Source organism: Streptomyces sp. NPDC012474 (assembly GCF_042955185.1).
Classification (GTDB): domain Bacteria; phylum Actinomycetota; class Actinomycetes; order Streptomycetales; family Streptomycetaceae; genus Streptomyces; species Streptomyces cahuitamycinicus.
On the sequence record NZ_JBIBEP010000002.1, the window covers coordinates 618,801 to 631,511 of the forward strand.

Genomic DNA, 12,711 nt, shown 5'->3' on the forward strand with positions numbered 1-12,711 from the left:
CCGGGCACGAGGGTCCTACAGCTTGGTCATCTTGGCGTAGGGGCTCAGGATCCGCATCTGCGCCGAACCGAAGTCGACGAGCGCGGCGATCCCGTCCTCGATGCCGATGACCCGGCCGAGCCCGTACATGTCGTGCGTGACCTGGTCACCCACGGCGAAGTGCTTGGGAGCGGGGGCGACCGGAGCCTTGAAGGGGCTGGTGGGCAAGTGGCGCTTGTGAGCAGCAGGCTTAGTCATTGACCTCAGTATGCGCCTACTAGGGCCTCTCGCGCTGCGGCTGTCCACGTCCGGTGCCCGAACCGAGACGTAACAGAAGCCTTGCGCTGGCCCGGGAAATCGAACACATGATTGAATTCGGCCATGCGAACGTTTCCCGACGATCTCGTCCGGGCGCAACGGGAGTGGAGTGCCACGTACCGGCAGCTCGCCGATCGGCCCGGCCGCACCGAGCTGCGCCGGCGTCTGTACCGGCTGTCGGCTCAGTCGTTCTTCCACCCCTACTGGCGGCAGCGACGACCGAGCCCTGCGGCGTGGTGGGAGCTCCGGGAGCTGGGGCGGAGGGCCGGGGACATGAACGAGCGGCCCCACCGATGACGTGCCGGCCTGCGGGACCGTACGTACCGGACGATCCTGAAGGCATGTCCGGACCGATTCGTGTGATCGTGCATCCGCCGTCGCCTTCGGGCGGCCGGCGCGTCCGCGTGGACGGCGAGATCCTCGGCCTCGCCCACAACGTCGTCGACGTCGCGGAGTTCCTCCGCCGCGCCGGGCTGGAGATCGATCCAGCCGACGTGGCGGAGGTGTCGTGGATCGACTGGCGCGGAGTGGGGCCGGAGCACTGGGGCCCGGAGGCGGGTGGCTGAGAAGGCTGATGCGGCTGACGCGCGAGTCTGCACATCGCGCAAAAGAGGCCAGAATGGGTGATATCCATCCTGTGCCACCGCGGAGGGCACCCATGAAGGACCTCACGTTCGAGCAGAAGCGTTCGCTGTCACGCCATGAGGCCGCTGACCAGCTCACGGCACTCGCAGACGCCCTGAGGGAAGGCGGGGACGCCGAGCTGGACCTCGGCCCCGGAACGCTGGGCCTCCGGATCCCCGACGACCTCCACAGCGAGCTGGAGGTCGAGATCGGCGGCGGCGAGATCGAGCTGGAGATCGAACTGAAGTGGAAGACCGCCCCCGCGCGGGCGACGCCCCAGCGGACCGACTCCCGCGCGGAAAAGCCCAAGCGAGCGAACGCCCCCGCCGCCTCGGGCCGAAGCGGCACGGGTGCCGGCAGAGGCAAGAGCACGAAGCGGTCCGCTGCGAAATCCCCTTGAGGTGAGGATCGCCCACGCGAAGGGCAGCGGCACTCGCTCGCGTCCCCGGGGGGTCGGTGGTGTATCTCGCGAGGTGCCTGCGGGGTGGCGCACCCGGCACCCGGCCTGGGCCGCCGAGTCCTACGCGGGCAGCACGCCATGGATGAGACGGAAACTGAGACGGACAACGACGAAGGGCCCCGCTGCAAGCAGCGGGGCCCTTCGACATCGTGCCCGGTGAGGCACTGGCGGAGGATACGAGATTCGAACTCGTGAGGGGTTGCCCCCAACACGCTTTCCAAGCGTGCGCCCTAGGCCTCTAGGCGAATCCTCCGCCAGGAACATTACATGACCGAGAGGAGTGCTCGCGAACTCGTTCCCTGCCCCCGACATCAGGTAACCTTGGCGCAGCCCCTCACGCGGCGCTATCTGACTGAACTCCCCCAGGGCCGGAAGGCAGCAAGGGTAGGTTGGCTCTGGCGGGTGCGTGGGGGGCGTCTGCGTTGCCGGACCGGATCTCCCGGTCGGGCCCGGGCAGGGCCCGATGTCAGTGGGCGCCTATAACCTCGTATGCGTGTCGTCTCTCGCTCTGTACCGCCGCTACCGCCCCGAGACCTTCGCCGAGGTCATCGGGCAGGGGCATGTCACCGACCCGCTGCAGCAGGCGCTGCGGAACAACCGGGTCAACCACGCGTACCTGTTCAGCGGGCCGCGCGGCTGCGGCAAGACGACCAGCGCCCGCATCCTGGCCCGGTGCCTGAACTGCGAGCAGGGGCCCACGCCGACGCCCTGCGGTGAGTGCCAGTCCTGTCAGGACCTCGCACGCAACGGCCCCGGTTCCATCGACGTCATCGAGATCGACGCCGCTTCCCACGGTGGCGTGGACGACGCCCGTGACCTGCGTGAGAAGGCCTTCTTCGGGCCCGCCCGCAGCCGGTACAAGATCTACATCATCGACGAGGCCCACATGGTCACGTCGGCCGGCTTCAACGCGCTGCTGAAGGTCGTCGAGGAGCCGCCGGAGCATCTCAAGTTCATCTTCGCGACCACCGAGCCCGAGAAGGTCATCGGGACGATCCGGTCCCGGACCCACCACTACCCCTTCCGGCTCGTCCCCCCCGGAACCCTCCGGGAGTACCTCGGAGAGGTCTGCCAGAAGGAGACGATCCCGGTCGAGGACGGCGTGCTCCCGCTCGTGGTGCGGGCCGGCGGCGGGTCCGTGCGTGACTCCATGTCCGTCATGGACCAGCTCCTCGCGGGCGCCGCGGCGGACGGCGTGACCTACGCCATGGCCACCGCCCTGCTCGGATACACCGACGGTTCCCTCCTCGACTCCGTCGTCGAGGCCTTCGCCACCGGCGACGGAGCTGCGGCCTTCGAAGTCGTCGACCATGTGATCGAGGGCGGGAACGACCCCCGCCGCTTCGTCGCCGACCTCCTGGAGCGGCTGCGCGACCTGGTGATCCTCGCCGCGGTCCCGGACGTGGCGGAGAAAGGGCTCATCGACGCCCCCGCCGATGTGATCGAGCGCATGCAGGCCCAGGCCGCCACCTTCGGCCCCGCTGAGCTGAGCCGCGCCGCCGACCTCGTCAACGAGGGCCTGACCGAGATGCGCGGCGCCCACTCGCCCCGTCTCCAGCTCGAGCTGATCTGCGCCCGCGTCCTGCTGCCCGCCGCCTACGGCGACGAGCGCTCCGTGATGGCCCGCCTCGACCGGATCGAGCGCGGCGTGAACTACTCCGCGGGCCCGTCCGGCGTGCCCGCCATGGGATACGTGCCCGGCCCGGAGGGCCATGGGGGAGCGGCTCCCGCTCCGGTCCAGGCGGGTGGCGGCGGTCCGCTGCCGACGGGTGGCCCGGCGGCGGCCCGTGCGGCGGTCCGTGCGACCGGAGCACCGGGCAGCGGCGGCGCTGCGACGGGCGGCGGTGGCGGCATGACCGGGAGTGGTGGCGGCCCCACGGAGGCCGCGCCCGGCTCCGCCCCTGCGGCGGCGGGTCAAGGCGTGCCCCAGTCGTCGCCGCCGCACCAGAGCGCGCAGCCGTCGGCCCCGGCGACCACGCACCCGGGGCACGCCGACCCCGAGGGAGCCGGCGCTCCCGCCGGAGCCCCGGCGGCCCCCGCCCCTGCCCCCGCCGGAGAGGCCCAGCCCTCTCCGGCCCAGCCCGCCCCCGGCGCCTGGCCCACCGCCGCCTCCGCCGGCAGCGGCGGCCGTCGCCCCGGCGGCTGGCCCACGGCCGCTCCGGGCACGCCCGCTTCGAACACCCCACCGGCGAACACCCCGCCGACGAGCACCCCCGCCCCCAGCACCCCTCCGAAGGCCCAGCCTCCGGCGGCGTCGGCGCCCGCGCCTGCCCCCGCTCCCACCGGCGGCGGCCATCTCGACCCCCGCATGCTCTGGCCGAACATCCTGGACGCGGTCAAGAACCGCCGGCGCTTCACCTGGATCCTGCTCAGCCAGAACGCCCAGGTGGCCGGTTTCGACGGCACGACCCTCCAGCTCGGCTTCGTCAACGCCGGCGCCAGGGACAACTTCCTGAGCAGCGGCAGCGAGGACGTACTGCGGCAGGCGCTGGGCGAGCAGTTCAACGTCCAGTGGAAGATCGAGGCGATCGTCGACCCCTCGGGCGGCTCCGCGCCCCCGGCGCCGGGCGGCGGCCCCTCCGGCTTCGGCGGCGGTGGCGGCTACAACACCGGCGGCGGCGGCTACAACCCAGGCGGCGGCGGTGGCGGCGGTACGGCGACGGCCCAGCGGCCCGCCCCGTCCCAGCCGGCTGCCCCGGCCGCCCCCTCCCAGCAGTCGAGCAGCCCCGGCCCCGCTGCGGGGGCCGCCGGCTCCGCCCCGGCCCCCACGCCGGCCGCTGCCGTCCCCCAGCCCTCCGCCCCACGGCCACGTCATGTCTCCGCCGAGGAGGACATCCCCGAGGACGACGACCCCGACCTCGACGAGTCGGCCCTCTCCGGCCAGGAGCTGATCGTGAGGGAGCTGGGAGCGACGGTGGTCGAGGAGTTCACGAACGAATAGCCAGAGCTCGTAGGTGAACGGCCAGGGCTCGTAGGCGAACGGCCAGGAGTCCTGGAGGAACGGCCAGGGACTCGTATGCGGAGCCTGCCGGAGGAGGGCGGCGCCGCTCTCGTTGGAGGAACCTCCAGCTCCAGTTCCCCCCTCCCCTCGGCGACCCGCACAAAGGGAACCCGGCGGTCTCCCGTTAGGCTGACCCCCGTGAAGGTCCTCGTCATCGGCAGCGGCGCCCGCGAACACGCCCTGTGCCACTCCCTGTCCCACGACCCCGACGTCACCGCGCTGCACTGCGCTCCCGGCAACGCAGGTATCGCCGAGGTCGCCGAGCTGCACCAGGTCGACGCCCTGGACGGCGCCGCCGTCACCGCGCTGGCCACCCGCCTCGGAGCGGAGCTCGTGGTCGTCGGCCCGGAGGCCCCGCTGGTCGCCGGTGTCGCCGACGCGGTGCGCGAGGCGGGCATCCCGGTCTTCGGCCCGTCCGGCCGGGCCGCGCAGCTCGAAGGCTCCAAGGCCTTCGCGAAAGACGTCATGGCGGCGGCCGAGGTGCCCACCGCCCGGTCGTACGTCTGCACCACACCGGAAGAGGCCGACGCGGCCCTCGACGCCTTCGGGCCCCCGTACGTCGTCAAGGACGACGGGCTCGCCGCAGGCAAGGGTGTCGTCGTCACCGACGATCTCCAAGCGGCCCGGGCCCACGCGGCGGCCTGCGAGCGCGTGGTCATCGAGGAGTACCTCGACGGCCCCGAGGTCTCCCTGTTCGCCGTCACCGACGGCGAGACGGTCGTCCCCCTCCAGCCCGCCCAGGACTTCAAGCGCGCGCTGGACGGCGACGAGGGCCCCAACACCGGCGGCATGGGCGCGTACTCCCCGCTGCCGTGGGCCGACCCGAAGCTGGTCGACGAGGTGCAGCAGACCGTGCTGCAGCCCACCGTGGACGAGATGCAGAGGCGCGGCACACCCTTCTCCGGCCTGCTCTACGCCGGTCTCGCGATCACTTCCCGCGGTGTCCGCGTGATCGAGTTCAACGCCCGGTTCGGCGACCCCGAGACCCAGGTCGTCCTGGCCCGGCTCAAGACGCCGCTGGCCGGTCTGCTGATGGCCGCCGCCACCGGCAACCTCGCCCACCTGGAGCCGCTGCGCTGGAGCGACGACGCGGCCGTGACCGTCGTCGTCGCCTCGCACAACTACCCCGGCACCCCGCGCACCGGCGACGCCATCACCGGTCTCGACGAGGTCGCCGCCGAGGACGCACCGCACGCGTACGTGCTGCACGCCGGCACCCGGCAGGAGGGGGACGCCGTCGTCAGCGCGGGCGGCCGCGTCCTGTCCGTGACGGCCACCGGCAAGGACCTCACCGAGGCCCGCGACCGCGCCTACACGGCCGTCGGCCGCATCCGCCTCGACGGCTCCCAGTACCGCACGGACATCGCCGCGAAGGCGGCGGGCGCGTAACCGGCCTACGACGGGCAGGGAAAACCACCCCGCCGCCGATGAACCCCACAGGCCCCGGATCCGTCTCAGGATCCGGGGCCTGGCGCATGCGAGAGGCAGGGCCGGAAGTATGCGAGAGGTGGGGGCCTGATGCTCGCTGTCCGTCATCCACCTCTCCCCAAAGCCATTCCATCGAGTGACCGATGCCCTTTCCGGCTGACGGAGGGCGGAGCCCCAACTAGGGTGCGGCGCAAGCGTTCCGGCACTTGGCCCACCGGCATTGCGATGTCAGTGGCGGGTGCCACAGTGGGGGAGTGAGCAAGGGCAGCATCAGGTCAACGGGGAGGGGGTGAGGTCGGTCGTGACCGGAATGGGTGTGGAAGCAGGCGCGCAGGCCGCGCGGGCACGGGCACTGGCCGTGCTGCGCATCCGAAGCCGTGCCCTGGCCGTCGCCCTGCTGCCGGCCGCCGTTGCCGTGATCCTGCTCGCGGGCGCCGTCGGCGACCGCCTGGAGGGCCCCGTCTGGGACGCGGCCCGCTGGGTCCTGACGCCGGTCGCGGTCCTCGTGCTGCTCGCCGCCGCCGGGATCGCCCTGGTCGTCGCCCGGGCCCGGCCCGCCATGAGCCCGACGGTCCCGGTCACCGAGGAGGCGGCTCCCGACCTGTACCGGATGGTGCGCGACCTCGCCGACCGCCTCGACGTCCCCGCCCCCTCTGCGATAGCGCTCACCCCGGACTGCGACAGCTGGCTGGAGGACCGCACACACCCGGCCCACGGCCCGCCCCCGGCCGAGGAGCACCACGACATAGCGGGAGCGGGGAAACAGGCGCACCGCCGGCACCCCGTCGCGCCGGTCCTCGTCATCGGCTCCCCGTTCCTGTGGTGGATGCGGGTCGGCGAGCTGCGCGCGGTCCTCGCCCCGGTCATCGCCGGTACGGGCCCCTCGGCCCACCCGGACATAGCCGCCGCCCGGCGCTTCGTCCGGGGCCTGGACGCCGCGGTGGCAGTGGCCTCGGCACCCCGTCGCGAGCCGGTGTCCCGGGCGGTGCTCGCCGGGGTCGGCTGGGTCGCCCGGCTTCTGCTGCGCAGCTGCCGCGGTCATGCCGCCGAGATGGAGCGGGGTGTGGCGGCCGCGGCCGCGGAGCGTGCACAGGCTGTGGATTACGGGCTGCGGATCGTCGCCCAGGAGCAGGTGGGCCTGGCGTACGCGGGGTGGGACCGGCTGCTGACCCGGGTGGCGCTGCCCGCCTGGCGGATGGGCCGCTGGCCGTCCCGGCTGGACGCCGGTGTGGTCGCGGCGCTCACGGAGCTGTCCCGGCGCGACCGCCTGGCGGAGGGTTTCGCGTCCCGGCTGGGCGAGCGGCCCGCCTGCGATCTGCTGGAGGAGCCGGGCACGGTCGACGAGGCCGCCTCCCTCCTCGCCGCCCGCCTCTTCCACGGCGGCCCCGCCGGGTCGGGGCCCGACTGGTCGCCGGTGGCCTGGAGCGAGTATCCGGAGGAGGTCGTCGACCGCAAGTGGCGCCTCGACGCGGCCCGCCTGCACCGCGTCCTGGACACCATGGGTGTCCGCCCCGCGAGCGGCCCCGCGGCCCCCGCGACCGGCGCCCCCACCCTGTCCCGCGTCCTCGACCACCTGACGGAGCCGGGCACCGCACGGACGGCTGGGAGCGCCCCGGCAGGCAGCCCCACAGGAGCCCCCGCCGCCTCGGCACCGGACACCGCCCCGGCGCCCGGCCCCGGCGCAGCGGACCCCTTCGACGACGAGGACCTCTCCGGTACGACGGCCCCCAGCGCCACCCTCGCCGCCCGGCTCAGCGCCGAAATGGCCCGCGAGGAGGCCGCCCCCTCCCCGGCGCCCCCGTCGCCCGCCTCGGCCTCCCCCACCCCCGACCCGGCCGTGCTCTGGGACGACCGGACCCTGCCCCTCTTCCCCCTCCAGCCCCCGCGCACGGCCAGGGAACTGCTCGCCGACCACCTCACCGCGATGGTCTGCTGCGCCGCGATGGACACCGCCGGCGCGACTCCCGGCCTGGACTGGCTGGACGGCCCGACCCTCCTGGTCGACGGTGAGCGCACGGCCGATCTGGCACCCAAGGTCCTCACCCTCATCGAGGACGGCGACGCCACGCCCCTGCGGGTCTGGCTCTCCCAGCTCGGCATACGCCCGGAGAAGCCGGTCCGCCTCGGCTGACCACCCGGAGCACCCACTTCCGGTTCTGGCCAATTCGAAACGAACAGTGACGAAGTGCGCGCGTCATGTGATGTGCTGGGACCGCTCGCGCGCATGGCAAGGGCTTGGGACATACGACAAGCACATACGCACATAGGCGTCGCACCCACCGCGGAACACCGCACACAGCACACCGGCACCAGTCACCCGACACACAGCACACCGGCACACCGGCACACACCACACCGGCACACACCACCACGGGGGCAAGGGGAGGGGAAGCAACCATGGGTTCGGAGCAGATCCGCCGCTGGGAGTCGGGAGCGATGGCGCACGCCGTGACGGATCCCTTCGGGCAGGGCCCCGTTCCGTGGCTGCGTGGCAACGTGACGTATTTCGACGACTCGGGCCAGGTCGTCCCCTGGTACGTGGACCAGGACGCCCCGTCGAAGAGGGGCAGCCGCTCGGGCGGCCCCCGCGCGGCCGACGACGTCCACCGTCAGATCAAGGGCTTCACCTCCACCGGCGCGGTCACGCCCGGCGAGGCCATCGACTTCCACATCACCGTCGACCCGCCCCAGCAGTTCGCCGTCGACATCTATCGCATCGGCCACTACGGCGGTGACGGCGCCGCGAAGATCACCACCAGCCCGCGCCTGTCCGGCATCGTCCAGCCCGCGCCGCTCACCGCGGACCGTACGGTCTCCTGCCACCACTGGTGGCTGTCCTGGCGGCTCCAGGTCCCGTCGTACTGGAACGTCGGCGCGTACGTCGCCGTCCTCACCACCGCCGACGGCTACCGCTCGCACGTCCCCTTCACCGTCCGCCACGACCAGCCCGCCGACCTGCTGCTCGTGCTGCCCGACGTCACCTGGCAGGCGTACAACCTCTACCCGGAGGACGGCCGCACCGGCGCCAGCCTCTACCACGCCTGGGACGAGAAGGGCCGGCTGCTCGGCGAGTCCGATGCCGCCACGACGGTCTCCTTCGACCGCCCGTACGCGGGCGCCGGCCTCCCCCTCCACGTCGGTCACGCCTACGACTTCATCCGCTGGGCCGAGCGCTACGGCTACGACGTCGCCTACGCCGGCGCCGGCGACCTGCACGCGGGCCGCGTCGACCCGGCCCGCTACCGGGGCCTGGTCTTCCCGGGGCACGACGAGTACTGGTCGGCGGAGATGCGCCGGACCGTGGAGCTCGCCCGCGACACCGGCACCTCGCTGGTCTTCCTCTCCGCCAACTCCATGTACTGGCAGGTGGAGCTGGGCCCCTCCCCCTCCGGCGTCCCCGACCGGCTGCTGACCTGCCGCAAGCGCCGGGGCCCGGGCAAGCCGGTGCTGTGGCGGGAGATCGACCGGGCGGAGCAGCAGCTCCTGGGCATCCAGTACGCCGGGCCCGTCCCCGAGCCGCACCCGCTGGTCGTGCGCAACGCCGGGCACTGGCTGTGGGAGGCGACCGGGGCGCACGAGGGCGACGAGATCGAGAACCTGGTGGCGGGCGAGGCGGACCGCTACTTCCCGCGCACCCCGCTGCCCGACCACGAGGAGCGCATGCTGCTCGCCCACTCCCCGTACGCCGACAAGGAGGGCGTCCTCCGCCACCAGGAGACGTCCCTGTACCGCGCACCCTCCGGCGCCTGGGTCTTCGCAGCAGGAACGTTCGCCTGGTCCCCGGCCCTGGACCGCCCCGGGCACGTCGACCCGCGTATCCAGCGCGCCACCGCCAATCTCCTGGACCGCATCTGCAAACGGGACTGACCCACTGTCGGTGATCAAGCTCGGATACGGGAGAATCGAGCCACTCAGACAGAACCACGGGGAGGAACCGTGTCCGGATTCGTCGAAAAGCCCGAGCCGATCCAGGTTCCGGGCTTGGTGCATCTGCACACCGGCAAGGTGCGCGAGCTGTACCGCAACGAGGCGGGCGACCTCGTGATGGTCGCCAGCGACCGCATGTCCGCCTACGACTGGGTGCTGCCGACCGAGATCCCCGACAAGGGCCGGATCCTCACGCAGCTCTCCCTGTGGTGGTTCGACCGGCTCGCCGACCTGATCCCGAACCACGTGCTGAGCACGGACCTGCCCGAGGGCGCCCCCGCCGACTGGGCGGGCCGCACACTGATCTGCAAGTCGCTGCAGATGGTGCCCGTGGAGTGCGTGGCCCGCGGCTACCTCACCGGCTCCGGCCTCGCCGAGTACAACGAGACCCGTACGGTCTGCGGCCTCGCCCTGCCGGAGGGCCTGACCGACGGCAGCGAACTGCCCGCCCCGATCTTCACCCCGGCCACCAAGGCGGCCGTCGGCGAGCACGACGAGAACGTCTCCTACGAGGAGGTCGCCCGCCAGGTCGGCGCGGACACCGCGGCCCGGCTGCGCCAGGCGACCCTCGCCGTCTACTCCCGCGGCCGGGACATCGCCCGGGAGCGGGGCATCATCCTCGCGGACACCAAGTTCGAGTTCGGCTTCGAGGGCGAGGATCTGGTCCTCGCGGACGAGGTCCTCACCGCGGACTCCTCCCGCTTCTGGCCCGCCGACCAGTGGCAGCCGGGCCGTGCCCAGCCGTCGTACGACAAGCAGTTCGTCCGGGACTGGCTGACCTCGCCGGAGTCCGGCTGGGACCGGGGGAGCGAGCAGCCGCCGCCCGCTCTGCCCCAGCAGGTCGTCGACGCCACCCGCGCCAAGTACGTCGAGGCGTACGAGCGCCTGACCGGCATCAGCTGGATGTAGCCCCGTACCCGGGACACGGAGAAGCCCCCCGGCCGGAACCGGGGGGCTTCTCTATGGAGCGAACGACGAGGTTCGAACTCGCGACCTCAACCTTGGCAAGGTTGCGCTCTACCAACTGAGCTACGTTCGCATGCGCCGTGGCGCGAGAACCACTATACCCAACCTCGCTCCCGCGCGAGCCGTACCGCCGCATGCCGGTTCTCCGCCCCGAGCTTCGACACGGCCGACGACAGATAGTTCCGTACGGTCCCCTGCGACAGCGCGGCCCGTTCGGCGATCTCCGCGACGGGCGCCCCGTCGGCGGCCAGTTCCAGGACCTCGGCCTCCCGCGCGGTCAGCGGCGAGTCCCCGGCGGCGATCGCGTCGGCGGCCAACTCCGGGTCGACGTAACGGTTCCCGGCGTGCACCGTTCGGATGAGCTCGGCGAGCCGCTGCGCGCTCACGGTTTTGGGCACGAACCCCCGTACCCCGGCCTCCAGCGCACGCTTCAGATGCCCGGGCCGCCCGTGGCTGGTGACGATGAGGACCCTGCAGCCGGGCAGTTCGGTCCGCAGGGATGTGGCGACCTTCACACCGTCGGCCCCGGGCATCTGGAGGTCCAGCACGGCGACGTCGGGCTTGTGCGCCCGGGCCATCGCCAGCGCCTCGGGCCCGGTGGCCGCCTCGGCGACGACGATGAGGTCGTCCTCCAGCGACAGCAGCGCGGCGAGCGCCCCCCGGATGAGGTGCTCGTCGTCGGCGAGCAGCAGCCGGATGGGTTCCACGGCCGTCATGAGATGACCTCACTCACGGGACGCGCCGCGATGACGGCCGGGGCGGCGCCGGGAGGGGCGGACGGCGACGGCAGCGGAATCTCCGCCGTCAGCCGGAACAGCCCTCGTCCCGCCGGCCCGGCCTCCAGCGTCCCGTCGATCTCCGCCAGGCGTTCCCGCAGCCCGGCGAGCCCCGAACCGGACGGTCCGGCCCCGGGCTCCCTCCCCGCCTCGTCCGCGCCGTCGTTCTCCACGGACAGCACCACTCGCCCCTCCAGTACCCGCAACCGCACGGAACACCGCCGTGCGTCCCCATGCCGCAGGACGTTCGTCGCGGCCTCCCGCACCACCCACCCCAGGGCGGACTGCACCGCGGCCGGCAGCCCGGCCACCGGTGCCCCGCCGACCGTGCAGTCGATGCCGGCCGCCGCCAGCACCCCTTGCGCACCGGCGAGTTCCGACCCGAGGTCGGCTTCCCGGTAGCCGCGCACGACCTCCCGCACCTCGCGCTGCGACTCCTGCGCGAGCCGCTGCACCTCGACCATCTGCGTCACGGCCTCCGGCCGCCCCCGCTGCGCCAGCTGCACGGCGAGTTCGCTCTTGAGGGCGATCACGGCGAGGTTGCGCCCCATGACGTCGTGCAGATCCCGCCCGAACCGCAGCCGCTCCTCGGCGACGGCGAGCCGGCTCCGGGTCTCGCGGGCCTCGTCGAGTCGGTAGACGGCGTTCATCAGCCACACCGAGAAGACGGCCGTGAAGGCGATGAACACGCCGCCGATCAACACGATCAGCGCCGTGAAGAGCGCCGTGAGCACGGAGGCGCCGAGCGCGAACGCCACGGTCCAGGTGCCCGCCGCGAAGCCGCCCGCGATGGCGAACGCGCGCCGCCGGTCGCGGACGCCGAGCGCGATGATGCCGGGGCCGAAGATCAGGATGACCCCGAAGACGCCACCGGCGGCGGTGTCGACGCTCTCGCCCTCGGGTCCGAGCTCGGCCAGGCCGATCGCGGCGACGGCGATCGCGGCGGTGACGGCGGCCAGGGTCCACAGCAGCCCGGTGGGCTGGGGCCTGCGGCCACGCGTCCAGTCGATCGCCCGTGACACGGTCACGAAGCAGAGGCCGGCGTGCACGGCCACCGCCAGCATGACGACACTGCCCAGCCGGGCCCCGAGCGGGGCCACGGACGTGAGCCCGACGGAGAAGAACTCCATCACCGCGAAGAAGTGGAACGACCACCGCGTGTACGTCTCGACCTTCTCCGGCGTGCTCTTGTGCCGCCACCACCTGCCCGGCGTGCGCATCGGCCCGTCACT

General features: G+C 72.9%; 11 protein-coding genes, 2 tRNA genes and 1 other RNA gene. 9 read left to right on the forward strand and 5 right to left on the reverse strand.

Translation table 11 applies throughout. The features are described from left to right. Nucleotides 1-15: 15 nt before the first annotated feature. Nucleotides 16-237, reverse strand: a complete 222-nt coding sequence (locus tag ACFY9S_RS07690; protein ID WP_102910292.1) for a hypothetical protein — start codon at nucleotides 235-237, stop codon at nucleotides 16-18. Nucleotides 238-360: 123 nt separating this feature from the next. Here ACFY9S_RS07690 and ACFY9S_RS07695 point away from each other — a divergent pair, with 123 nt between their 5' ends. The 3 genes from ACFY9S_RS07695 (at nucleotide 361) to ACFY9S_RS07705 (ending at nucleotide 1,321) form a co-directional block, all read left to right on the forward strand. Beyond that, nucleotides 361-594, forward strand: a complete 234-nt coding sequence (locus ACFY9S_RS07695; RefSeq protein WP_391124057.1) for a hypothetical protein — start codon at nucleotides 361-363, stop codon at nucleotides 592-594. A gap of 44 nt (nucleotides 595-638) precedes the next feature. Further along, nucleotides 639-863 carry a hypothetical protein gene (locus tag ACFY9S_RS07700; protein WP_391124059.1) on the forward strand — a complete coding sequence of 75 codons (225 nt, stop codon included), beginning with the start codon at nucleotides 639-641 and terminating at the stop codon, nucleotides 861-863. A gap of 92 nt (nucleotides 864-955) precedes the next feature. Continuing rightward, nucleotides 956-1,321, forward strand: a complete 366-nt coding sequence (locus ACFY9S_RS07705) for an amphi-Trp domain-containing protein (protein WP_391124061.1) — start codon at nucleotides 956-958, stop codon at nucleotides 1,319-1,321. Nucleotides 1,322-1,546: 225 nt separating this feature from the next. On the opposite strand, the gene ACFY9S_RS07710 is transcribed toward ACFY9S_RS07705, so the two are convergent. Then, nucleotides 1,547-1,634 (reverse strand) — tRNA-Ser (locus ACFY9S_RS07710). 72 nt (nucleotides 1,635-1,706) lie between these two features. Between ACFY9S_RS07710 and ffs the strand changes: the two genes are divergently transcribed. From ffs to ACFY9S_RS07740, 6 genes are all read left to right on the forward strand, one after another. After that, nucleotides 1,707-1,803: signal recognition particle sRNA small type (gene ffs, locus ACFY9S_RS07715), an RNA gene on the forward strand. 71 nt (nucleotides 1,804-1,874) lie between these two features. Beyond that, complete coding sequence (locus ACFY9S_RS07720) at nucleotides 1,875-4,322, forward strand: DNA polymerase III subunit gamma and tau (RefSeq protein ID WP_391124063.1); 2,448 nt, start codon at nucleotides 1,875-1,877, stop codon at nucleotides 4,320-4,322. Nucleotides 4,323-4,520: 198 nt separating this feature from the next. Continuing rightward, complete coding sequence (gene purD, locus ACFY9S_RS07725) at nucleotides 4,521-5,771, forward strand: phosphoribosylamine--glycine ligase (RefSeq protein WP_391124065.1); 1,251 nt, start codon at nucleotides 4,521-4,523, stop codon at nucleotides 5,769-5,771. Nucleotides 5,772-6,120: 349 nt separating this feature from the next. Then, on the forward strand, nucleotides 6,121-7,941 hold the full coding sequence (locus tag ACFY9S_RS07730; protein ID WP_391124273.1) for a hypothetical protein: 1,821 nt from the start codon (nucleotides 6,121-6,123) through the stop codon (nucleotides 7,939-7,941). 266 nt (nucleotides 7,942-8,207) lie between these two features. Beyond that, nucleotides 8,208-9,677: a N,N-dimethylformamidase beta subunit family domain-containing protein gene (locus tag ACFY9S_RS07735; protein ID WP_391124068.1), complete on the forward strand. Its 1,470-nt coding sequence runs from the start codon at nucleotides 8,208-8,210 to the stop codon at nucleotides 9,675-9,677. A 69-nt stretch (nucleotides 9,678-9,746) separates the two neighbouring features. Beyond that, nucleotides 9,747-10,646, forward strand: a complete 900-nt coding sequence (locus tag ACFY9S_RS07740) for a phosphoribosylaminoimidazolesuccinocarboxamide synthase (RefSeq protein ID WP_391124070.1) — start codon at nucleotides 9,747-9,749, stop codon at nucleotides 10,644-10,646. A gap of 54 nt (nucleotides 10,647-10,700) precedes the next feature. Here the strand turns inward: ACFY9S_RS07740 and ACFY9S_RS07745 are convergent. The 3 genes from ACFY9S_RS07745 to ACFY9S_RS07755 all read right to left on the reverse strand — a co-directional run bounded on the left by ACFY9S_RS07745 (nucleotide 10,701) and on the right by ACFY9S_RS07755 (nucleotide 12,699). Then, nucleotides 10,701-10,776: transfer RNA gene (locus tag ACFY9S_RS07745), tRNA-Gly, on the reverse strand. Between the two features lie 22 nt (nucleotides 10,777-10,798). Continuing rightward, complete coding sequence (locus tag ACFY9S_RS07750; RefSeq protein ID WP_391124073.1) at nucleotides 10,799-11,419, reverse strand: response regulator; 621 nt, start codon at nucleotides 11,417-11,419, stop codon at nucleotides 10,799-10,801. Next, nucleotides 11,416-12,699, reverse strand: a complete 1,284-nt coding sequence (locus ACFY9S_RS07755) for a histidine kinase (RefSeq protein WP_391124076.1) — start codon at nucleotides 12,697-12,699, stop codon at nucleotides 11,416-11,418. The genes ACFY9S_RS07750 and ACFY9S_RS07755 overlap by 4 nt, the downstream gene beginning before the upstream one ends. Nucleotides 12,700-12,711: the final 12 nt, after the last annotated feature.